The 19,816-nt window shown below is 66.0% G+C and carries 22 protein-coding genes; 9 read left to right on the plus strand and 13 right to left on the minus strand.

The window, feature by feature from the left end:
* Nucleotides 1–39 precede the first annotated feature (39 nt).
* The gene (locus MHZ91_RS05085; RefSeq protein WP_191577415.1) at nucleotides 40–957 is read right to left on the minus strand and encodes a LysR family transcriptional regulator; all 918 of its coding nucleotides are present in this window, start codon (nucleotides 955–957) and stop codon (nucleotides 40–42) included.
* 142 nt (nucleotides 958–1,099) lie between these two features.
* On the opposite strand from MHZ91_RS05085, the gene MHZ91_RS05090 reads away from it, so the two are divergent.
* Nucleotides 1,100–1,504, plus strand: a complete 405-nt coding sequence (locus MHZ91_RS05090; protein WP_175121348.1) for a RidA family protein — start codon at nucleotides 1,100–1,102, stop codon at nucleotides 1,502–1,504.
* 58 nt (nucleotides 1,505–1,562) lie between these two features.
* Here MHZ91_RS05090 and MHZ91_RS05095 read toward each other — a convergent pair whose 3' ends face one another.
* Nucleotides 1,563–2,021 carry a MaoC family dehydratase gene (locus MHZ91_RS05095; protein WP_239212752.1) on the minus strand — a complete coding sequence of 153 codons (459 nt, stop codon included), beginning with the start codon at nucleotides 2,019–2,021 and terminating at the stop codon, nucleotides 1,563–1,565.
* Between the two features lie 133 nt (nucleotides 2,022–2,154).
* Between MHZ91_RS05095 and proP the strand changes: the two genes are divergently transcribed.
* From proP to MHZ91_RS05115, 4 genes are all read left to right on the plus strand, one after another.
* Nucleotides 2,155–3,687: a glycine betaine/L-proline transporter ProP gene (gene proP, locus MHZ91_RS05100; protein ID WP_239212753.1), complete on the plus strand. Its 1,533-nt coding sequence runs from the start codon at nucleotides 2,155–2,157 to the stop codon at nucleotides 3,685–3,687.
* A gap of 11 nt (nucleotides 3,688–3,698) precedes the next feature.
* The gene (locus MHZ91_RS05105; protein ID WP_239212755.1) at nucleotides 3,699–4,577 is read left to right on the plus strand and encodes a PhzF family phenazine biosynthesis protein; all 879 of its coding nucleotides are present in this window, start codon (nucleotides 3,699–3,701) and stop codon (nucleotides 4,575–4,577) included.
* A 122-nt stretch (nucleotides 4,578–4,699) separates the two neighbouring features.
* A complete protein-coding gene (locus MHZ91_RS05110) occupies nucleotides 4,700–5,179 on the plus strand; it encodes a VOC family protein (RefSeq protein ID WP_056561644.1) in 480 nt (159 codons plus the stop codon).
* A 242-nt stretch (nucleotides 5,180–5,421) separates the two neighbouring features.
* On the plus strand, nucleotides 5,422–6,585 hold the full coding sequence (locus tag MHZ91_RS05115) for a diguanylate cyclase (RefSeq protein WP_239212757.1): 1,164 nt from the start codon (nucleotides 5,422–5,424) through the stop codon (nucleotides 6,583–6,585).
* Between the two features lie 35 nt (nucleotides 6,586–6,620).
* On the opposite strand, the gene MHZ91_RS05120 is transcribed toward MHZ91_RS05115, so the two are convergent.
* The 5 genes from MHZ91_RS05120 to MHZ91_RS05140 all read right to left on the minus strand — a co-directional run bounded on the left by MHZ91_RS05120 (nucleotide 6,621) and on the right by MHZ91_RS05140 (nucleotide 11,670).
* Nucleotides 6,621–7,526, minus strand: a complete 906-nt coding sequence (locus tag MHZ91_RS05120) for a hypothetical protein (protein WP_370647782.1) — start codon at nucleotides 7,524–7,526, stop codon at nucleotides 6,621–6,623.
* 584 nt (nucleotides 7,527–8,110) lie between these two features.
* Nucleotides 8,111–9,085, minus strand: coding sequence for a tripartite tricarboxylate transporter substrate binding protein (locus MHZ91_RS05125; RefSeq protein WP_175121359.1), 975 nt, complete (start codon nucleotides 9,083–9,085; stop codon nucleotides 8,111–8,113).
* A gap of 82 nt (nucleotides 9,086–9,167) precedes the next feature.
* Nucleotides 9,168–9,932 (minus strand): SDR family oxidoreductase, encoded by a 765-nt coding sequence (locus MHZ91_RS05130; protein ID WP_175121360.1) that lies wholly within the window; start codon nucleotides 9,930–9,932, stop codon nucleotides 9,168–9,170.
* Nucleotides 9,933–9,989: 57 nt separating this feature from the next.
* The gene (locus tag MHZ91_RS05135) at nucleotides 9,990–10,688 is read right to left on the minus strand and encodes a fumarylacetoacetate hydrolase family protein (RefSeq protein ID WP_239212761.1); all 699 of its coding nucleotides are present in this window, start codon (nucleotides 10,686–10,688) and stop codon (nucleotides 9,990–9,992) included.
* 28 nt (nucleotides 10,689–10,716) lie between these two features.
* The gene (locus MHZ91_RS05140) at nucleotides 10,717–11,670 is read right to left on the minus strand and encodes a 2-hydroxyacid dehydrogenase (RefSeq protein ID WP_239212763.1); all 954 of its coding nucleotides are present in this window, start codon (nucleotides 11,668–11,670) and stop codon (nucleotides 10,717–10,719) included.
* A gap of 130 nt (nucleotides 11,671–11,800) precedes the next feature.
* Between MHZ91_RS05140 and MHZ91_RS05145 the strand changes: the two genes are divergently transcribed.
* Complete coding sequence (locus tag MHZ91_RS05145; protein WP_175121363.1) at nucleotides 11,801–12,943, plus strand: citrate/2-methylcitrate synthase; 1,143 nt, start codon at nucleotides 11,801–11,803, stop codon at nucleotides 12,941–12,943.
* 46 nt (nucleotides 12,944–12,989) lie between these two features.
* Nucleotides 12,990–13,541: a sugar O-acetyltransferase gene (locus MHZ91_RS05150; RefSeq protein WP_239212764.1), complete on the plus strand. Its 552-nt coding sequence runs from the start codon at nucleotides 12,990–12,992 to the stop codon at nucleotides 13,539–13,541.
* A gap of 9 nt (nucleotides 13,542–13,550) precedes the next feature.
* Here the strand turns inward: MHZ91_RS05150 and MHZ91_RS05155 are convergent, their stop codons facing one another.
* The gene (locus MHZ91_RS05155) at nucleotides 13,551–14,150 is read right to left on the minus strand and encodes a hypothetical protein (protein ID WP_239212765.1); all 600 of its coding nucleotides are present in this window, start codon (nucleotides 14,148–14,150) and stop codon (nucleotides 13,551–13,553) included.
* Nucleotides 14,151–14,353: 203 nt separating this feature from the next.
* On the opposite strand from MHZ91_RS05155, the gene MHZ91_RS05160 reads away from it, so the two are divergent.
* Nucleotides 14,354–14,683 (plus strand): transcription initiation protein, encoded by a 330-nt coding sequence (locus tag MHZ91_RS05160; protein WP_239212766.1) that lies wholly within the window; start codon nucleotides 14,354–14,356, stop codon nucleotides 14,681–14,683.
* 6 nt (nucleotides 14,684–14,689) lie between these two features.
* Here the strand turns inward: MHZ91_RS05160 and MHZ91_RS05165 are convergent, their stop codons facing one another.
* The 4 genes from MHZ91_RS05165 to MHZ91_RS05180 all read right to left on the minus strand — a co-directional run bounded on the left by MHZ91_RS05165 (nucleotide 14,690) and on the right by MHZ91_RS05180 (nucleotide 18,256).
* Nucleotides 14,690–15,346 carry a hypothetical protein gene (locus MHZ91_RS05165; RefSeq protein WP_239212767.1) on the minus strand — a complete coding sequence of 219 codons (657 nt, stop codon included), beginning with the start codon at nucleotides 15,344–15,346 and terminating at the stop codon, nucleotides 14,690–14,692.
* Between the two features lie 145 nt (nucleotides 15,347–15,491).
* On the minus strand, nucleotides 15,492–15,866 hold the full coding sequence (locus MHZ91_RS05170; protein ID WP_239212768.1) for a cytochrome c: 375 nt from the start codon (nucleotides 15,864–15,866) through the stop codon (nucleotides 15,492–15,494).
* A 14-nt stretch (nucleotides 15,867–15,880) separates the two neighbouring features.
* The gene (locus tag MHZ91_RS05175) at nucleotides 15,881–17,152 is read right to left on the minus strand and encodes a sulfite oxidase (protein WP_239212769.1); all 1,272 of its coding nucleotides are present in this window, start codon (nucleotides 17,150–17,152) and stop codon (nucleotides 15,881–15,883) included.
* Between the two features lie 171 nt (nucleotides 17,153–17,323).
* Nucleotides 17,324–18,256 (minus strand): aromatic alcohol reductase, encoded by a 933-nt coding sequence (locus tag MHZ91_RS05180; protein ID WP_239212770.1) that lies wholly within the window; start codon nucleotides 18,254–18,256, stop codon nucleotides 17,324–17,326.
* A gap of 173 nt (nucleotides 18,257–18,429) precedes the next feature.
* Between MHZ91_RS05180 and MHZ91_RS05185 the strand changes: the two genes are divergently transcribed.
* Entirely contained in the window at nucleotides 18,430–19,329 is a 900-nt protein-coding gene (locus tag MHZ91_RS05185; protein ID WP_239212771.1) for a LysR family transcriptional regulator, read from the plus strand.
* Nucleotides 19,330–19,335: 6 nt separating this feature from the next.
* Here the strand turns inward: MHZ91_RS05185 and MHZ91_RS28340 are convergent, their stop codons facing one another.
* Nucleotides 19,336–19,773 (minus strand): helix-turn-helix transcriptional regulator, encoded by a 438-nt coding sequence (locus MHZ91_RS28340; RefSeq protein WP_239212773.1) that lies wholly within the window; start codon nucleotides 19,771–19,773, stop codon nucleotides 19,336–19,338.
* Nucleotides 19,774–19,816 lie beyond the last annotated feature (43 nt).

Raw genomic sequence — 19,816 nt, forward strand, 5'->3', positions numbered from 1 at the left:
GAGGAATGTCCGAGGATAGAACCGCCGGAACTTTACTGGCTATTTCCCCGCCGCAGGCGAATACGCGCCCACCAGTTCGATGATCCAGTCAATAAAGGCGCGCAGTTTGGCGCTGACGTGGCGGTTGGGCGGGAACGCCACGTACATTGGCATCGGGTCCATCCGCCAGTCCTCGAACACCGGCACCAATTCGCCTTGTGCAAGATGCGGCGCGGACATGTAATCCGGCAGCCACATCACGCCCATGCCGGCCAGGCCGGCCGCCAGGTACGCATTGCCGTCGTCCACGGCCAGCACGTAACGGCCGTGCACGTTGACGACTTCGTTGCCGCGGCGCATGGCGTAGGGCAGCGCGCGGCCCGTGCGTTGCCACAGAAAGCCGACGATGCGATGGTGCGTGTCCTCAAGCTCGCGCGGGTGTGCAGGCTTGCCGGCCAGTTTCAGATAAGAGGGCGCGGCATAGACGCCCAATCGTAGGTCACCGACACGGCGGGCCATCAAGGATTGATCGGTCAGCTCCCCGCCGCGCACCACGCAGTCGACGTTTTCGCCGATCAGGTCGACGATGCGGTCGCTGACGCCCATGTCGAGCTGGATGTCGGGATAGCGCGCGTGAAAGGCCGGCAATGCCGGCACCAGCACCATGCGCGCCAGCGGGCTGGGCACGTCCACGCGCAGGCGGCCACGCGGCGCTTCGGCGGCGCTGGACAGGCTGGTTTCGGCGTCGTCCATGTCGGCCAGCAGCTTGATCACACGCTCGTAGTACGCCGCGCCGTCGGCCGTGACGTTGACCTTGCGCGTGGTGCGGTTCAACAGGCGCACGCGCAGCCGCGCTTCCAGCTGCTGCACAAGCTGCGTGACGCTGGTCTTGCTCATGTGCAGGGTTTCGGCCGCCTTGGTGAAGCTGCCGGTCTCCACCACGCGCGCAAACGCGGTCATTGCGTCAAATCGGTCCATGGCTGCTCCGGTTGGGATCGGGATTGTTTGGATTCTACAAATAGTGATGGATGAAGTTGGCCGTTTATCCGCGCGGAGGGCGCTTTTACAGTTTGCCTATGTCAACGCGGGCGGTCCGAAGCCCCTTCACTTGGAGAATCCCATGAACAACCGTGACGTCGTGTTTCCTCCTCATCGCCACGCGCTTTACGAGCGCAACCGTTATTCGCCGGCCGTGCGTTCCAACGGCTTTCTGTTCGTGTCCGGCCAGGTCGGCAGCCGCGACGACGGCTCGCCCGAGCCCGATCTGCGTCAGCAGGTGCGGCTGGCGTTCCAGAACCTGAACGCCATTCTGCACGCGGCGGGCGCGTCGTTCGACGACGTGGTCGACGTGACGGTCTTTATGGTGGATCCGCAGTCGCAGTTCGAGACCATGTGGGAAGTGGTGCCGGAGTTCTGGGGCGAGGCGCCGTTTCCGAACATCACGGCGGTGGGGGTGACCTGGCTTTATGGATTCCAGTTCGAGATCAAGGTCATCGCCAAACTGCCGGAGGGCGCGACGGCTTGAGCGTGCGGCCGGCAGGCGGCCGGACCGCTGGCCGGATAATGACCGGCCCATGATGGGATCATGACCGCCGGAAGACGACGACCTTGCTGGTCAGCTTCTGCAGCGGTTCATCCCGCTGGTTCGACGTGACGGATTCCACGACCACGATGGCGCGATCGGGTTTGGAACGGGACGGCGTGATGCTCAGCACCGTGCTCGTCACCTTCACTACGTCGTCGGGGCGGGTGGGCTGCGGCCAGACGACTTCGGCCCCAGCGCCAATCACGCCGCGCGCCACGGGAAAACTTTCGACCAGCAGCTTCATGGTCAGCGCCGCCGTATGCCAGCCGCTGGCCGCCAGACCCTGGAATAGCGTGTCGCGCGCGGCGTCCGGATCCAGATGAAAGGGCTGCGGGTCGAATTGCGTGGCAAAGGCAATGATTTGCGCCGCGTCCAGGGCGTGGCTCTTGCTGACGAAGACGTCTCCGACGGACAAGTCTTCAAGATAGATCAGCGGCGGCTTGCGGGTATCGGTCATGAACAGCTCCGGCGGTCGACAGGTGGGTGGGGCATTATGGGCGCGCGCCCGCCACTCCCGCAATGCCGCGGGCGATGACCGTTGCCAAAATCGGGTCCATAATCGGCATGTCCCGTTTTATGGATGTCGCACCATGGCAGAAACCCCCACGTCGTCGCAAGAAATCCGTCCGCTGGAGATCGGCGACATCACCGTCATCGACAACACCAAGCTAAAGAAGGCCGTGACCGCCGCGGCGCTTGGCAATGCGATGGAATGGTTTGACTTCGGCGTCTACGGCTTTGTTGCCTTCGCACTGGGCAAGGTGTTCTTTCCCGACGCCTCGCCCGCCGTGCAGACCATTGCCGCCCTGGGCACGTTTTCCGTGCCGTTCCTGTTCCGGCCGCTGGGCGGCGTCTTCTTCGGCATCATGGGTGATCGCTTCGGGCGCCAGAAGGTGCTGTCGCTCACCATCATCATCATGGCCATCAGCACGTTCTGCATCGGCCTGATTCCCGCCTATGCCACGATCGGCATCTGGGCGCCGATTCTTCTCTTGGCGTGCAAGCTGGCGCAGGGCTTTTCCGTGGGGGGCGAATACACCGGCGCGGCCGTGTTCGTGGCCGAATATGCGCCAGACAGGCAGCGCGGCTTCCTGGGAAGCTGGCTGGACTTCGGCTCGATCGCCGGGTTCGTTGTGGGGGCGGGCATGGTCGTGCTGCTGCAGACCATGCTGGGCGAGCAGACCTTCCTTGACTGGGGATGGCGCATCCCGTTCTTCGTGGCCGGACCGCTTGGCCTGCTGGGCTTGTATCTGCGCCACGCGGCCGAGGAAACGCCGGCCTTCACGCAACAGCTTGAACGGATGGAAAAGGAAGACCGCGACGCCGTGCAGGAAAAGCCGACGGTGTCATTCCGCGAGATCTTCAGCAAGTACCGCCGTGCATTGCTGGTCAGCATCGGCATGGTGCTCGTGACCAATGTCACCTATTACATGCTGCTCACCTACATGCCCACGTATCTGTCCGGCAGCCTGGGCTATACCGAAGGGCATGGCGTGCTAATCATCGTCGTCGTGATGGTGGGCATGCTGTTCGTGCAGCCGGTGGTGGGGTTCATCAGCGACAAGATCGGCCGCAAGCCATTCCTGCTGGCCGGCAGCCTGGGCCTGCTGGTCACGGCGATCCCCTCGTTCTTTCTCATCGGCAGCGATAACACCGCGCTGATCTTTTTAGGACTGTTGCTGATCGCCGTGTTCCTGAACTGCCTGATCGGCATCATGGCGTCCACGCTGCCCGCGCTGTTTCCCACGCGCATCCGCTACAGCGCGCTGGCCAGTTCGTTTAACGTTGCCATCATCTTTGCCGGCCTGACCCCCACGGTTGCTGCATGGCTGGTGGAAGAGACCGAGAACCTGATGATGCCCGCGTACTACCTGATGGCGGCGTCGGTCATCGGGCTTATCACGTCGTTCTTCCTGCCCGAAACGGCCAACCGGCCGCTGCGCGGAGAAACGCCGACGGCGTCCAGCCGCAAGGAGGCCAAGGTGCTCCTGCAGCAGGCGTACGAACACATCGAGCAAAGCGTGCAGGACGTCGATGCCGAGATCGCGGCGCTCGAGGAAAAGCTCGACGCGCTGCGCGTGCGGCGCCAACGGTTGGCCGACAGGCATCCGGATATTGAATAGAGGAGCGGGACATGAGCGTGCCATTCAAGCAGGTGGATGTGTTCACCAACGAACCCTATCGCGGCAATCCCGTCGCGGTGGTGCTGCAAGGGCAGGGGCTGTCGGACGAGCAGATGCGGCGCATCGCCAACTGGACGAACCTGTCGGAGACCACCTTCGTGCTGCCGCCCACGCAGCCCGGCGCCGATTACCTGGTGCGCATCTTCACGCCCCAGGCCGAGCTGCCCTTTGCGGGGCATCCCACGCTGGGCACCGCCCATGCGCTGCTCGAGGCGGGCATCGTCGCGGCGCGTGACGGCCGGCTCGTGCAGGAATGTGCCGCCGGCCTGATCGAACTGTCGGTCACGGACGCGGCGGGTGGCAGCCCGCTTATCGCCTTCACGCTGCCGGAACCCAGCCTGGCCGATCTTGGAGCCGATCTCGTCGACGAAATGGAAGCCATCCTGGGCTCGGCGGTGCTGCACGATCCTGCGCCCAAGTTCGTCAACGTGGGGCCGGTATGGACGATTGCCCAATTGCCCAGCGCGCAGGCGGTGCTGACGTTGGGACCGGACTTCGCACGCATGGCCGACTTCGACCGCCGCAACAATGCCGCGGGCATCGTCGTGTACGGCGCCTACGGCGAAGGCGCGGAAGCGGCCATCGAGGTCCGGGCCTTTGCGCCCAGCCTGGGCGCCAACGAAGACCCGGTCTGCGGCAGCGGCAACGGCTCGGTGGCGGCGTTCATCCGCGACGCCGGACAGGTGCCGCAGTTCGGCACGGAATACCTCAGCACGCAGGGCGCTGTGGTCGGGCGGTCGGGCAGGTTGCGCATCTCGTTCGATGCGGGCGGCGCCATTCGCGTGGGCGGGCAGTCCGTGACCTGCATCGACGGGCGCATCGCCGTTTGAGACGGGGTCCACATGACCGCGATGCGTGCCCGGTTTTCGGCAGGCGCGGCGTGGACTATGCTTGAACGTCGCGCATTGCAGCAAGGTTGAAGCGCATCACTTTCCTGCCAAGGAGGAGCACGATGGCCAGCAAAAACACCGTTTGCCTGTGGTACGACGGCGACGCCCTGGAAGCGGCGACCTTTTATGCAAAGACGTTCCCCGATAGCAAGGTGGGCACGGTCCACCGCGCACCCGGCGACTATCCCTCCGGCCAACAGGGCGACATCCTGATGGTGGACTTCACGGTGATGGGCATCCCCTGCGTCGGCCTGAATGGCGGCGACGCCTTCCAGCACAACGAATCTTTTTCCTTTCAGGTCGCGACCGACGATCAGGCAGAAACCGACCGCCTGTGGGACGCCATCGTCTCTAACGGCGGCCAGGAGAGCGACTGCGGCTGGTGCAAGGATAAATGGGGACTGTCCTGGCAGATCACGCCACGGGCGCTGCTGGCGGCGGTCACGGACTTGGATCAAGCGGCGGCCAAGCGCGCGTTCGAGGCCATGATGACGATGAAGAAGATCGACATCGCGACGATTGAAGCGGCACGGCGGGGGTGATTTCGCGGCCGGCCAACGTAGGCTGAGGCCCGTGCAAGTTCCAACGGTTGGAAGTCAGCCGGTGTGGGGGCCAGATCAAGAAATGATCTGTCCAGGGGACAAATTTTTGGGGTCGGATTACACGCGCTCGGTCGCTGCCGAGCGTGATGCAAAAGCGCACCCGGAAAAGGTGAAATGACACGTTTTCACCGTAAAATCCCGCAGCCGCCGCGCGTTTTCGGCGAAATCTCCTGACTTTCGAGATGTACGTCGATCTTCTCACTCTGTACCTGCTGGCAGTTGGAACACTGCTTGTCAGCGCCGGCCTCATGTTCTGGGAACAGCGGGCCAACCCCACTCGCAGCAAGGAATTACGCATCCTGGCTTCAGGTTTCGCCACGCTGGCGCTTGGCTGCGCGGCGGCGTTATATCGTCGCGACCTTCCCGGCGTCAGCGGTGCGGCGCTGAGCAACCTCGTTATCCTCGGCGGCTATCTGCTTGTGCTCAATGGCGTTGCCGCGCTGAGCGGACGGCGCTATGTGCGCACGTCGCTCTGCGTGCTGATCGGCATGGGGCTGACCTGGGTGATCGGGGGCGTGCGCTGGCTCGACGTGATGTGGACGTACGTAAGCTCGGTCCCGATTGCGCTCGTCAGCGGATTGACTGCCTGGGAGGTGTACCGCTGCCAGGCGCTCAAGCCGCGCCGGTCGCGGCACATTGTGATGGCCGTTGCGGGCGTGCATACGGCGCTTTACGCCGGCCGCGCGTTCATCCTGCCCTGGTTCGACTCGCAACCCGTCCTGGCGCTGGCCGGCAAGCTCACCATCTACGAGGGTGTGCTGTATTCCGTGGTGCTGCCGATGACGCTGCTCAAGCTCATCCGCGACGAAACGCACCGCCAACTGCTGCTGGAGTCGCAGACCGACTACCTGACCCGGCTGGGCAACCGGCGATGGTTCGTCGAGCAGGGTGCGCGCATGCTGAATGGCAAGGAAGGGCGCGGCGCGGTGTCGGTGCTGGCGTTCGACCTGGATCACTTCAAGTCCGTCAATGACCGCTATGGGCACGCGGCGGGCGACCAGGTGCTCAAGTCCTTTGCCGAAACCGTGCGAGAAGTGCTGGGTCACGACACCATTCTTGCGCGCATCGGCGGCGAGGAATTCGCTGCGCTGCTTTGGGGCGACGACGCAAAGGGCGCACATACGCTGGGCAAGGCGATGGCCGAGCGCTTTGCCGTGACCGTCTCCAACCGGATCGACAACATCGGCATTGCTGCGACGGTCAGCATCGGGCTTGCGCGTTTCAACGGCGACGCGCCCACCATCATGGATGCGCTGGCCATCGCAGACCAGGCGCTTTACCGCGCCAAATCGCTGGGCGGCAACCGGCTGGAAGTGGCCGGGACCAGGGAGCAAGCCGCGGCCTGAACGGCCGCGTTGCTTCGGGAAGGTGATGGTATCGGCTACTGCGCGACGTACTGCTTGCGCGTGGCGTCGTAGGCGTAGATGACGGCGTCGCCGGGGCCCAGCTTGCGGGTCTTGCCGGGACCCGAGATCGTGTTGCCCGAGAACTGCACCGTCACGCGCGGCAGGTCGGCGGTCGCGGTGGCGCTGAAGACCAGCTCACCTTCGCTGCGCGTACACGGCATGACGTCGCCGTCCGCACAGGCCGGCCCGTTGTCCTCGCCTGCGATCACGTTGCCCACGTAGGCCCACACATTGCCCGTTTCGTCCTGACGCTTTTCCGGGGGCGTGAAGACAAGCAGGACGTAGCCGCTGATCGTGATGCCGTTCTCGAAGGTTTCGGTGGGCACCGCCAGCAACAGCTTGCCCGATGCCGTGCGGTACTCCAGCGGCTTGCGCTGGGTGTCGACTTCCGGCGGCCTTTCGTAGGCGCCGAATTCGCCGATGGTCGGCTCCATGCCGCGGAATTTCCAGGGGCTTTCCGGGGATGCCGGGTCGCGGATGAAGGTGGCTTCGGCCAGATTCACGGTCGTCATCGGACCGACGTCGTCCTCGCCCGGCTTGCCGTAGCGCTCGGCGGTTTCCCAGATGAAGCCGGTGTAGTAAGGCGTGCCTTCCAGTTCGAACGCATGGCCGAACCAGTAGGTGGCGATGCTGCCGTTGGCGACGTCGGCGGAAGGGGCGCCCTTGCTGTCCACCTGATGGATGGCGTACAGGACCGCGGCGGCGTCGGGCGGCGCAATCCGCGCAGCGGCGTTGGCGGCGGGGGCGGTCGCGTTGGCTGCTGGCGTGGCGGGGGCAGGGGATGCAGCGACCGGTGCTGCGGCAACTGCAGCACTGGCTGCCGATGCTGCGGCCGGCGCCGCCGCCTTTTCCTGCGCGGCATTGCCCGGCGTGGGGCTCATCGCCGCAAACGCGGCCGTGATCGCCGCCACCAGCAGCGCGGCGGCGGCCGCGTTGCCCGTCCGCAAACCTTTTCCTTCTGACTTGCGCGTAGACGCCATGTCCTTCTTCTCTCTCTGTCGCGATGTGCAGCCATCGGCGGAAGCGGCCGGCGCGCGCCAGTGCCTGGGGCGCTTACCTGCGCCGCAATGCGGGCTGCACGGGAATTTCGGGTGCCAGATCGTTGGCGGCCTCGACCATAGAAGGGGGACACAAAGGGTGTCAAGGCAAGTGTGGGCGGGAGCGGCGGCCGTGTAACGAAGCCATCGCCGGCCGATTCACGGCGGCGTTTACGGCGGGGCGCAAAAATACCCGTATTTGCCTGGCATCCACGCCGCAGGACTGGGCAAAACGGCGCTTAACGCCCTGTTACCTTGGCAATATTTCGGGGTTGCGACCGAGATGGAGTTGCGGCGGCCGGCGTAGTGCCGGCCAGGCGCTTGTGCGCCAATAGCGAAAAGGACGCGATCCGGGCTCCATCGGACCGCGTCCCTGCGCACGCAAAGGGCAACGGCCTAGCCGCGCCCGTTTGCATGCGTGGCGAACATCACTCCGCCTCGATCTTCGCCTCCTTCACCACCTTGCCCCACTTGTCCAGGTCCGACTGGATCACCGCCGCGTACTCCTGCGGCGTGCCGCCCTGGACCTCGATGCCCGCGGCTTCCAGCTTGGCGCGCACGGCGGGTTGCTTGAGGACCGCGTTGATCTCGGTGTTGAGCTTGGCGATGATCTCCTTCGGCGTGCCCGCCGGCGCCAGGAAGCCGCCGTTGGTGTTGGCGTCGTAGCCCTTCAGGCCTTGCTCCTGCGCGGTCGGCACGTCGGGCAGGGCCTTGGTGCGATTGGCGGTCGACACCGCGACGGCGCGCACGTTGCCGGCCTTGACCTGTTCCTGCATGGCGCTCAGGGTGTCGATGTAGAGCACCGTGCGGCCCGCGAGCAGGTCAGGGTGCGCGGCGGACGAACCCTTGTACGGGATCAACAGCATGGGCGCGCCGCTGACCATGCGGAACATCTCGGCGGCCATTTCCTGCGCGCTGCCTCGGCCCGACGTGGCGACTTTGGCGTCGTCGGGATGCGCCTTCATCCAGTCCACCAATTCCGGCAGCGTCTTGGGCGGGATCTTCGGATAGACCGAGAACACCAGCGGAATTTCATGCGTGTAGATGATGGGCTCGAAACTCTTCTGCGGGTCCCAGCCCAGGTTCTTGAACAGGTATTTGTTGATGTTGTGGCTGCCGCCCACGATGCCGATGGTGTAGCCGTCGGGCTTGGCGTTGGCGAGCAGTGCGGTGCCCAGGTTGTTGGAGGCGCCCGGCCGATTGTCGACGATGACGGGCTGGCCCAGCGATTGCGAAAGCTTTTCGCCGACGACGCGCGCAATCATGTCGATGCCGCCGCCCGGCGGGGCCGGCACGATGATGCTGATGGGGCGGGTGGGGTAGTTCTGCGCCGCGGCCAGGCCGGGCACGGCGGCAAGGACTGCCGAAAAGGCCAGGGTCTTGGCCAGCGTGTTGAAGGTCATGCTTGTCTCCTCGGGGTGGTCAACTTCAGTCAACTCTGTGGGGCGCCCCGGGTGTGCTGCACCCCGGGGCGCGGATAAGGCCTTAGCCGCGCCCCGCAAAGGGCATGGCGCTGGCCATGACGGTCATGGTCAGGACGTTGGCGTCCAGGGGCAGCGACGCCATGTGGCGCACCGCTTTCGCGACGTGGACGGCATCCATCATGGGCTCCGGTGCAACCGTGCCATTGGCCTGCAGCACGCCGCGTGTCATGCGTTCGGACAACTCCGTCATCGCGTTGCCGATGTCGATCTGTCCCGCCACGATGTTGTAGGCGCGGCCGTCCAGCGCCAGCGACTTGGTCAGGCCGGTGACCGCGTGCTTGCTGGCGGTGTACGGCGCGGTAAAGGGGCGCGGCGTGTGCGCGGAGATGGAACCGTTATTGATGATGCGGCCGCCCTGCGGCGTCTGGCGGCGCATCAGCCCGAAGGCGGCGCGCGCGCACAGATAGACGCCCGTCACATTGGTGTTGATGGCGTTGAACCACTTTTCCAGCGGCAGTTCGTCCATCGGCACAGCGGGCGCGTTGACCCCGGCGTTGTTGAACAGCAGGTCCAGCCGGCCGAATCGGCTTTCGATGGTGTTGAACAGCGCTTCGACGCTTTCCGGGCTGGTGACGTCGGTGGGCACGGCCAGTGCGGTCTGACCGCGCGCGGCAGCCTCGGCTTGCAGCGACTGCAAGGGATCGGCGCGGCGGCCGGCCAGCACGACGGTCCAGCCGTCGTTCAGCAGGGCGATGGCGGTGACGCGGCCGACGCCGCTGCCGGCGCCGGTGACCAGGGCAATTTTCTGGGTGGTGCTGTCGTTCAAGGGAAGGCTCCTCGGGCGGATTGGATGGTTATTGATGTTGAAAGAATCGGCGCGGCGTCAGCCGGCGCGGGGCGCGGCAACGGTCATGGTCAGGTCCCCGATGCCGGCCACGCCCGCGCTGACGACATCGCCAGGGCCCAAGGGACCGACGCCGGCGGGCGTGCCGGTAAAGACGAGGTCGCCGGGCGCCAGGGCCACGGATCGCGACAGCATCGCCACCAGCTCGGGTACGGACCACAGCAGGCCGGATACGTCGGCGCGCTGGCGGTCTACTCCGTTCACGGACAGCCACAACGCGCCTTCGCGCGGATGGCCGCAGGCGTCAGCAGGCACGATGGCGGTGCACGGCGCGGAATGATCGAAGGCCTTCGCGGGCTCCCAAGGACCGCCCGCGCGCTTGGCCTGCTGCTGCAGATCGCGCCGGGTCATGTCCAGCCCGGCGGCGTAACCCCAGATATGGCGGGCTTCGACGTCGTCTGCAGCGATGTCCTTGCCGCCGCGGCCAATCGCCACGACCAGCTCGATCTCATGGCAGTAGTCCGCCGTGTCCGCGGGATAGGGCAGCGCGCCGGTGGCCGGGAACACGGCGCTGGCGGGCTTCATGAACCACGCCGGCATCTCGGCCGGACGCGCTTCGTCGGGCAGCCAGCGATAGTTGCGGCCGATGCAGAAGACGCGCGCGACGGGAAAACGGGCCGCGCTGCCGGCGATCGGCAACGTGGTTGGTGCAAGGGCGGGAAAGACGAGGTCGGTCATGGCAGTCGTCGAAGATGTGCCTTGCGGCTCAGGTCGTCAGGCTCAACGCCGGACGCTCGCCGGCCAGCGCCTGCGCGATGCTGTCCAGCACCATCTGGCCCATCGCCGCCCGCGTCTCCCACGTGGCGCTGGCGCGGTGCGCCTGCAGGGTGGTGCGATCCGACTGGCGCAGCGCCTGCGGCACGCGGGGCTCATCCACAAAGACGTCCAGTCCCGCGCCCGCGATGCGGCCGGCGACCAGCGCCTCGGTCAGGTCGGCCTCGTTGACCAGCCGGCCGCGCGCCACGTTGACCAGGAAGCCCTGCGGGCCCAGCGCGTCCAGCACGGCGGCATTGACGATGCCCTCGGCCTTGTCGGCGGCGGCGCAGAGCACCAGCGCGTCGGACGCCCGGGCCAGCGCGATCAGGTCCGGCACGAATTCATGCGGCACGTCGTCCATGGCGCGCAGGTCGGTGTAGCGGATCTGGCAGCCAAAGGCCGCCGCACGCGTGGCGACGGCGCGGCCCACGCGGCCCATGCCCACGATGCCCACGCGCATGCCGCTGAAGCGGCGCGCCAGCGGAATGGCGATGGGCGAGGGGAACTGCTCCCACAGGCCTTCCCGCACAAAGCGGTCGCCCGCGCAGAGGTTGCGGCAGGCTGCGATCAGCAGGCCGATCGCCAGGTCGGCGACATCTTCGGTCAACGCGCCCAGCGTGGCGGTGACCGGCAGGCCGCGGCCGCGGCAGTACGCCAGGTCCACCGCGTCGGTGCCCACGCCATTGACCGCCACCACCTTCACGCCGGGCAGCTGTTCCAGCATCTCGCGCGAGATGCCGGTGTGGCCGCCGGTGATGACGGCTTCGATGCGAGCGCCGTGCTCGCGCAGCCAGGCCGCCTGATCGGAGATCTCGAAGAACTTGTGCACCTGGTACAGCGAGCCAAGCTCGTCGTTGACCGCCGGGATCAGGATGGGATTGAGTTGCAGGACCTGAGGCTTCATGTCGGTTCGGCTCTGTTGGGGGGACCGGCTGCGGGTCCGCGTTGAACATGGATTCCATGGTATTTAATGATTGATTTGTAAAGCAATATTGATCTATAAAATCAACATATAAACTTTGGTACAGAAGATCATGGGTACCTGGATTTCAATGGCCGAAGCGTGCAGCCAGCTTGGCGTGCGGCCGCAGACCATCTACGCCTACGTCAGCCGCGGCAAGCTGGAGGTCATGCCCGACCCGGCCGACACGCGCCGCAGTCTTTACCGCGCCGAAGACGTCGCGGGGCTGGCCAAGCGCAAGCAGGCGGGTCGCAAGCACGAAACCCTGGCCACCAACACGCTGTTCGGCGCCGAGCCCAGCATCCCCACGGCCATCTCCACCTTTCATCGCCAACGCCTGTACTACCGAGGCCAGGACGCGGTCACGCTGGCCGGATCGGCCAGCCTGGAAGAGGCCGCGCAATTGCTGTGGAATTCGGACCAGCAGGCGGACTTCTCTTGCACTGCGCGCGTGGCATCGCCGGGCCGGGTCGCCGCGTTCACGTCATTGGCCGCGCTGGCCGCCACCGGGCACTCCACGCATGGCCGCATGACGCGCGTCCTCCACACCGAATGCCAGAGCCTGGTCGGCCAACTGGCCAACGCGTTTGGCGCGCAGCCCGGCAAGCGGCCGCTGCATCTGCGGTTTGCGCAAGCCTGGAAGCTATCGCCGCAAGCCGCCGAGTTGCTGCGCACCGCGATGGTCCTGCTCGTCGACCACGAACTGACCAGCTCCGCATTTGCCGCGCGCATTGCGGCCTCGACCGGCGCGTCGCTGCCGGCGTGCCTGCTTTCGGGACTGACCACCTTGTCCGGGCCTTTGCATGGCGACGCCTCCGGCCGCGTCCGCGCGTTGTTCGACGATGTGGCGCGTCAAGGCGAAGATCAGGTGATCGCGCACTACCTGTCCACGGGCCTGCCGCTGGCGGGCTTCGGCCATCATCTGTATCCCGATGGCGATCCGCGCGCGGCGGCGCTGCTGGCGCAGTTTGAGCCGGCCGAGGTCATCACGCGCTTCATCGACAAGGCCACGCAACTGACCGGCCTGCATCCCAACATCGACGTGGCGCTGGCCGCGCTGTCGGCGCACTGCAAGCTGCCGGACGATGCGGCCTTCGGACTGTTTGCCACGGCGCGCAGTATCGGCCTGCTCGCACATTGCCTGGAGCAGCTCAGCGTCGCGCAAGTCATCCGGCCGCGCGGACGCTATGTGGGCGTCGTGCCGCAAGCGGCCTAGTCCGGCAATCTTCGGTATGCTGGCTGATCCGGACAGGAGATCAGCCATGACACGTACGCAGAAGCAGAGAATGCTGGCAGGAGAGCTCTACACGGCCGCTGACGACGAGATCCAGGCGGACCAGCTTGCCGCCAGCGCCTGGATGAAACGGTACAACGCCTTGCTGGGCGAGCCGCCCGAACAATGGCACGCGCTCCTGCGCGAGCGCCTTGCCAGCGTGGGCGAGGGCGCACTGATCCGCCCGCCGTTTCATTGCGACTACGGCTACAACATCTCGCTGGGCGCGAACGTGTTCATAAATTTCAACTGCGTGATCCTTGACGTCGTGCAAGTCACGATCGGCGACGGCACGCAGGTCGGCCCGGCCGTGCAGATCTACACGGCGGACCATCCGCACGATCCCGAGCAGCGCCGCGCGATGCTGGAATTCGGCCGTCCCGTGCACATCGGCAAGCAGGTGTGGATCGGCGGTGGCGCGATCATCCTGCCGGGTGTCACGGTGGGGGATGACGCCATCATCGGCGCGGGTAGCGTGGTAACGCGCGACGTGCCGGCAGGGGCGAAGGTGGTGGGAAATCCGGCGCGGGTGAGGGGATAGAAGGACGCCTTAGAGGTCGTCAGAGGTGGGCTTGCGCGGTCTGCGGGCAGGGTAGCCGGCGCCATCGGTGTGCTCCGCTGCGCCCCGTGCCTTGGCGGCCGCAGCAACCGGTGCAACTGTCAGCGGCGGCGCGCCCGTCACGGCCGGCAGCGCGGGCGCCAGCACGACGGGAATCCCGGCGGCATTCCGATATGACTGGAGCAGCAGCAGCGCGTCGATCGAGCCCAGATCGTGCTCCGCCTCAGCGCGCGCTTCAAGGCGGGTCTGTTCGTCTTTCACGGCTTGATTCGCCGCAGCCGTCCGTGCGTCCAACCGTGCAAGCTGCGCGTGAAACGCCTGGACGGCTAGCTTCAGGCAGTGCGCCGTGTAATCGTCGTGCAGCAGGTCCGCGGGCGGCGTCAGGTTGTGATCCGCGGGCACCCGGGGGCGCTGCGCCGCATCGGCCGCCAGGGGCAATGCTCGCGCGGCGTAAAGGCGTTGGAACGGCGTCGGCGGCGTGCGCGCGACGCGATCTGCGCGCAACTGAGCGGCCACGCGTTCAGTGCGGTACGCATCCCTGGCATCGTCGGTTCTGACCGCGCCGGGCGAGGCGATTGGGGAAGGGAGCATGGGCGTCTGGGTGGGCTGAGCGATGGGCCAATCTACTAGTTGGTCGGTAGTGTGTCAAGGTGGATCAGACCGGGGCGGACGGGAAATGCTGAATGGGTTGCGCAGCGCCTGCGGCCGCACGGCGACGGGACAGGCAGGCATTCGCGCAGTGTTAAAACCTTCGGGACGGGCGCCGCGCGCCAGCCACGTCAAAGGAGAAGACCATGCCCATGTTCATCACGATCGGTTATGGCGATCAGCACGGCTATGACCGCACAAACAAAGCCATACGCGATTCTGCTCATGCGCATGATGCCGCGTTGCAGCACGCGGGCGTGCTGATGGGCGTCGCGGGAACGCCGGTGCAGGTGCGCAATCCGGACGCGGCAGGTGTCGAGACGTTGCAGGGACCCTACATGAACGCGCCGCTGCCGCTCGCGGGTTTTGCGGTTATCGAAGCGATTGATTTGGCCGACGCGATCGAAAAGGTGTCTCGCACGCCGTGTGCCGTGGCGCACGGCGTCGTGGAAGTGTGGCCGCTGGAACAGCCGTAGCGCGCGCTATTGGTCGACCGACCACATGTCGCAAGTCGTCTCGGACGACGCGCACACGCCGCGAAACCAGGCGCGTCCGCGCGTGCGGTCCTTCTCGGCCAGCAGCTCAAATGTTGCGCTGTGGCGCATCTCGTAATCCAAAAGCAGCCATTCGCCGTCGCACGCGACGATGCCGCGTAAGGTGGCGCGCTCGGTCAACCAGTCGCTGCCCAGGTCCAGCAACCGTTCGCTACCGGCGTCCGGGCGGGCATATCCCCGCGCCGACTGGATGCCGACTTGCGCATCCCCGGCGGCGATCCAGCCTTCACCCTGATAGACGGGCCGCGGCGGGCTGCGGTCGCTGCCGCTCATGGCGTCGCTGGCGTTCCTGATCTTCAGCCAACCGTCACGCGCCTCCTTCACGTCGAAGGTCACGCTGTAGAGGTCGACTTCGGGATCCGGGCTGTCGCCGCGCGTGGTCGGCAGCGCGCCGAGCTGCTTGGCGCTGGCAGATGCCGACGCGCGCACGGGGATGGCGGGCTTGGCATTGGTCGTCCAGCCCGAAAAGCGGCAGGCCGTGGGGCCGGCGGGCGTCCAGGCAACTGCGTGAGACTCGGTCTGAGCGTGGAGACCAGGCGACAGGGCAAGCGCGGCAAACAGCAATGCAAGCGGTCGGAGCGTCATGGAGGATTCGTCAGCGGAGTGATTGAGGCCGGAAGATCGGCCGGCGAAAAGCCTAACATGACCGCCATCGGGGTCCCGATGCGCGCAGAGACACCGGGCAGCGCAAGGCTGCCCGGCGGTCCTCCTGTGATGGTTTGCGGGCCGGCTACTGCGCGCCGGTGGCGCCCGACACATACTGCGCCAATGCCTGCACCTCCGCGTCACTTAACGCCTCGAATGCCGGCATGACGCCGATCCCATTGCGCACGGCCTGCGTGACGCGGTTGGCGTCGGGTTTCAGCTCATCGAGGTTCGGCCCGATGGTCCCGGCCGCGCCGGCATCCGCCAGCGTGTGACAGACGGCACAGGCCGGGGTCGTCGACTTCAGGAACAAGGCGCGGCCCGCCTCGGCATTGGGCGGTTCCGCCGCCCACGCCGTGGCGCCCGCAATCAACGACAGGCCCGCCGCGCAGAGGTTGCGCGTCCGCCGCCCGATCAGGCGGCGGGATGCGGGGTTCGGCTTGAAGAAACGGCTTTGCATCGATTCCGCCATCCTCAAGACACGTTGATGGCCAGACCGTGGTCGCGCCAACTGCTGTTGATGTAGCCCGGCGCGTTCTCGAACCGGTTCTCCACCTGCACATTGCCCTGCGTGTCTTCGACGCGGCTGACCAGCATGTGCTGGCCCGCTGTCAGTTCCACTGGCAGCGCGAACTGGCGCCATGCGTACTTGCCGAGGTCCGGTCCGATCAGCGCGGCCTGCTTCCAGGTCTTGCCGCCATCGATGGAGACGTCCACGCGCTTGACCGCATGCATGCCCCCAAAGGCAACTCCCCGCACCACCACGCGTCCGGCCTTCACGGCCTGACCATTTGCGCCCGGTGCGTTGATCCACGACTTGGGTTCCATCGCCCAGACCGAGGGTTGGTCGGGACTGGGCTTGGCGTCCATCGGCGTCAGGCGATAGCCGGTCTGCTGGATCTTTGCGGTGCTTTGTTCGGCGGTGAACGCCAGCCGCTTGATGTACTTGACGTTGTTCACGCCGGTATAGCCCGGCACGATCAGCCGCAACGGGCCGCCGTGGGCGAGTGACAGCGGCTCGCCGTTCATTTCCCAGGCCAGCATGGCGTCCTGCATGGCTTCGCGCGGCACCGAGCGTTCCACCAGCAGCGATTTCGGATCCAGGCCTTCCGGCAGCACTTCGCCGCCGGTGCCGGTCATGAAGGCGGGTGTGCCATCCAGGCCGCCCAGGTATTCCACGAGCGTGCGCACCGGCACGCCCGTCCACATCACGCAGCCTGCCGCACCCACTTCCCACGGCGTGCCGCTGGGCTTGTGGGGAAAGAAGCCGCGCCCGTTGCCCGAGCACTGCAGCACCGTCGCGATCGATTCCACGCCCAGCGTCTTCAGGTCGCCCACGGTCAGCGTGCGCGGCTGCTTGACGCCCTGGATCTCGACCTTCCAGCCGTCCCGATCGTCCAGGATGGCCGCGTCCGGCGGCGGCAGGTTGTTGCGGACGTAGAGCTGGCGCGACGGCGTGATGATGCCGTCGCCAAACGCGCTGCGGCGCGTTTCGATGGTGTTGGCGCTGTGCACGATGACGCTGTCGGCGTCTTTCCAGGCCGCGTAAGGCGGCAGGGGTTTGGCTGTGGATGCGGCGGCCGGTTTCGCTGCGGGCGCAGTTGCAGTTGCAGGGGCGGCGGCGGGTTTGGCGGGCGCATCGCTGGCGCGCGCGATGCCGCTGGCGCCCAGACCGGCCGCGGCCAGGGCGCTGGCGCTGCCGGCCAACAGGCGGCGCCGTGCGGGGTTGCGTGGGGTTGTCTCCATGGCTTGCCTCTCTGGTTGCCGCGTCCCGCAGCGCGAGCGCGGTGTTGTGCTTATGGCGGCCCAGCGCTTGCGGCCTTCCGCATCATCGGCAATGCCCCTCTTTATGTCAACGGGTTCTAAAGAACTATAGGTTCGCGGTCATTTCAGATATAAGAGTTTCGGATATTGGGTTCAGGGCCGCAAAGAACGGAATCTGTCCTGGTGCAAACGAAGCCATTGTTCGGCAGTGCAAACGGCAATGCCGCGCTGGGCATTGAAGGTCTGTGCTTTGTCCCACGCCACGCCATGGCCCTGCGCGAACACTGCGCGATACTTGCGCATCGCATCGTCAGGTTCGGCCGCCAGTGCGCGCAGCAGCTCCGGCACCGGCCATTCGCGCCGCGTGACCTTGCGCTCGAGCAGGCGGTCCAAGGCATCCGCGACCGCCCGGTACGTGACGGTGTCGCCCGCGACATGCACGACCTGGTTGGCGATGCGGGGCTGTGTGAACAGGATCTCGGCGGTCAGCGCGCCAATGTCTTCGGCCGTGGTCAGCGTGACCGCATTGTCCAGGCTTCCCAGCGCGTTCACCGTGTTGGCGGCCAGATCCACCACACCGAACGCGGGTTCGAACAAAAAGCTCGTGAACATGCCCGTCGATACGATGATCCATTCAGTGTTGCGCTGGGCGCGCAGCATGTCGCGCACATCAAGCTGCTCATCGAACAGGTCCTGCGGGCTGCCCCGGCCGATGGCGTCGTAGTCCACGCCAAACTGCCAAGGCACAAAGCGCTTGACGCGCGCGTCCAGCGCAGCGCGGGCGATCTTGCGTTGAACGCCGGGTCCGCCGACAAAGCCCGTGCATGAGACGACCGTATCGTAGCGGCGGAAGGTGGCTGCGAGCGCCTCCGTGGATTGCTGGGCAAGGTCGCCCTCGATGATGCCGACGCCCAGCCCACGCAACTCGGCAAGATCGCGCCGCTTGGCGGGATCGTTGGAAGCGACGGTCGACGCGCGCAACAGGACCGACAACTGGCCTTTGACGACGCGCGGCGCCAGGTTGCGCAGCACGGCCATGCCGAGCTGGCCCGCGCCCAGAACGAGGATGGCGTTGTGTTGAATCATGGGATGCCTCAAGCAGAAAAAGTGGCTTGCAGTGTAGGAGCGGGCAGGGCATCCATTGTTCGCCGTGACGGAATTCACAACGCGCCGCAGCGCGCATTCGCGGCCGATATGCGTTGGTAATATCGGGACCTTCCCGCCACATGCGGCGCACGTTCTATCGTCGGGATCGGCTCATGGACAAACTTCAAGCGATGGCGGCATTCGTCAGGGTCGTCGAGGCGCGCAGCTTCACCAAGGCCGCGCAATCGCTGGCGCTGCCTCGGTCGTCGGTCACGACGATGATCAAGAACCTGGAAACCCACCTGGGCACGCCGCTCCTGCATCGCAGCACGCGCAGCCTGAGCCTGACCGATGCCGGTGCGCGCTATCTACAGGCGTGCCAGGCCATCCTGGCCAATATTGCCGACGCCGAGAATGACGTTACCGCCGCGATCCAGGCGCCCCGCGGCCGCGTGCGCGTCGACATGCCCGGCGTGGTTGGCCGCGCGATTGTGGTGCCGAGGCTGGTCGAGTTCGAGGCGCGTTTTCCCGACGTCGAGGTCGTGCTGGGCCTGAGCGATCGCCCGGCCGACCTGATCTATGAAGGTATCGACTGCGCCATCCGTAGCGGCGAGCTTGCCGATTCCACGCTCGTGGCGCGCAGCCTTGGTCACTTGGTATGGGTAACCTGCGCGTCGCCCCAATACCTGGGCCGCTTCGGCGAACCGAAATCGGTGGAAGCGCTGTCCGCGCATCGGGTGGTCAACTATCTGTCCAACGCCACCGGCCGGCCGCTGGACTGGCGGTTCCGAGTCGACGGTGAAAACGTGTCGATGGCGTTGCCAAGCCGCTATTCGGTCAACGAGACCGAGGCGTATCTGCACTGCGGCCTGGAGGGTCTGGGCCTGATTCAACTATCGGCGCTGGCGGCGTCTCCGTATCTGCGCAGCGGCCGCCTGCGCGAGGTCTTGGCCGATGCGCGCTGCGAGCCGGTGCAGCTTTCCATCGTCTATCCCCAGGCGCGTGCGACCGCGGCGGTGAAGGCGTTCGTGCAGTGGGTGCTGGAGATCAGCCGGCCCGTGTTGGCGGAGTGATGATCGTCACGGGGCGACACTGCTCGCCATCGCGTCCTGCCGGTATTCGTGCGGCGCGACGCCGCTCGCTTTCCTGAACGCCCGGGAAAAATTAGCCGGTGTGGAATAACCAGAGTCCATGGCGATCTGCGTGATGGACACGGTGCTTTCGCGTAGCAGGTCTTGAGCACGACGCAGGCGCGCGGTATTGGAGAGCTGACGAAAACTGACGCCGCCGTCGCGGCGCAGTACGCGTTGCAGGGTGCGCACGCTGGTGCCCATCGCCTTGCCCGTGGTGTCGATAGAGACGGCGCCGGCTTGCATCTGGATGCGGATGTGCCAGATGACGGCGGCCAGATAATCGCAGTCCGCGCTTGCGGCTGATTCCGCCGCAGGCCCCTGCACACCGGCAACCGTGCCCGGCGGGACCGGGGTTGGCGTCATATGAGTAGTGGCGTCATTCACTTGTGCTTATTCTTCGCGTGTAGTTGCGAGAATCTGCTAGCGC

Source organism: Achromobacter sp. ACRQX (genome assembly GCF_022346505.1).
GTDB classification, from domain to species: domain Bacteria; phylum Pseudomonadota; class Gammaproteobacteria; order Burkholderiales; family Burkholderiaceae_B; genus Achromobacter; species Achromobacter animicus.

Bases quoted from the DNA above. Each gene is read 5' to 3' on its own strand.
- MHZ91_RS05140 (WP_239212763.1), bottom strand. From the start codon at position 11,670: ATGAAGCCTCAGGTCCTGCAACTCAATCCCATCCTGATCCCGGCGGTC.
- MHZ91_RS05150 (WP_239212764.1), top strand. From the start codon at position 12,990: ATGACACGTACGCAGAAGCAGAGAATGCTGGCAGGAGAGCTCTACACG.
- MHZ91_RS05145 (WP_175121363.1), top strand. From the start codon at position 11,801: ATGGGTACCTGGATTTCAATGGCCGAAGCGTGCAGCCAGCTTGGCGTG.
- MHZ91_RS05115 (WP_239212757.1), top strand. From the start codon at position 5,422: ATGTACGTCGATCTTCTCACTCTGTACCTGCTGGCAGTTGGAACACTG.
- MHZ91_RS05105 (WP_239212755.1), top strand. From the start codon at position 3,699: ATGAGCGTGCCATTCAAGCAGGTGGATGTGTTCACCAACGAACCCTAT.
- MHZ91_RS05095 (WP_239212752.1), bottom strand. From the start codon at position 2,021: ATGACCGATACCCGCAAGCCGCCGCTGATCTATCTTGAAGACTTGTCC.
- MHZ91_RS05125 (WP_175121359.1), bottom strand. From the start codon at position 9,085: ATGACCTTCAACACGCTGGCCAAGACCCTGGCCTTTTCGGCAGTCCTT.
- MHZ91_RS05165 (WP_239212767.1), bottom strand. From the start codon at position 15,346: ATGACGCTCCGACCGCTTGCATTGCTGTTTGCCGCGCTTGCCCTGTCG.
- MHZ91_RS05175 (WP_239212769.1), bottom strand. From the start codon at position 17,152: ATGGAGACAACCCCACGCAACCCCGCACGGCGCCGCCTGTTGGCCGGC.
- MHZ91_RS05170 (WP_239212768.1), bottom strand. From the start codon at position 15,866: ATGCAAAGCCGTTTCTTCAAGCCGAACCCCGCATCCCGCCGCCTGATC.
- MHZ91_RS05160 (WP_239212766.1), top strand. From the start codon at position 14,354: ATGCCCATGTTCATCACGATCGGTTATGGCGATCAGCACGGCTATGAC.
- MHZ91_RS05120 (WP_370647782.1), bottom strand. From the start codon at position 7,526: ATGAGCCCCACGCCGGGCAATGCCGCGCAGGAAAAGGCGGCGGCGCCG.
- MHZ91_RS05180 (WP_239212770.1), bottom strand. From the start codon at position 18,256: ATGATTCAACACAACGCCATCCTCGTTCTGGGCGCGGGCCAGCTCGGC.
- MHZ91_RS05155 (WP_239212765.1), bottom strand. From the start codon at position 14,150: ATGCTCCCTTCCCCAATCGCCTCGCCCGGCGCGGTCAGAACCGACGAT.
- MHZ91_RS05185 (WP_239212771.1), top strand. From the start codon at position 18,430: ATGGACAAACTTCAAGCGATGGCGGCATTCGTCAGGGTCGTCGAGGCG.
- proP (WP_239212753.1), top strand. From the start codon at position 2,155: ATGGCAGAAACCCCCACGTCGTCGCAAGAAATCCGTCCGCTGGAGATC.
- MHZ91_RS05110 (WP_056561644.1), top strand. From the start codon at position 4,700: ATGGCCAGCAAAAACACCGTTTGCCTGTGGTACGACGGCGACGCCCTG.
- MHZ91_RS05090 (WP_175121348.1), top strand. From the start codon at position 1,100: ATGAACAACCGTGACGTCGTGTTTCCTCCTCATCGCCACGCGCTTTAC.
- MHZ91_RS05135 (WP_239212761.1), bottom strand. From the start codon at position 10,688: ATGACCGACCTCGTCTTTCCCGCCCTTGCACCAACCACGTTGCCGATC.
- MHZ91_RS05085 (WP_191577415.1), bottom strand. From the start codon at position 957: ATGGACCGATTTGACGCAATGACCGCGTTTGCGCGCGTGGTGGAGACC.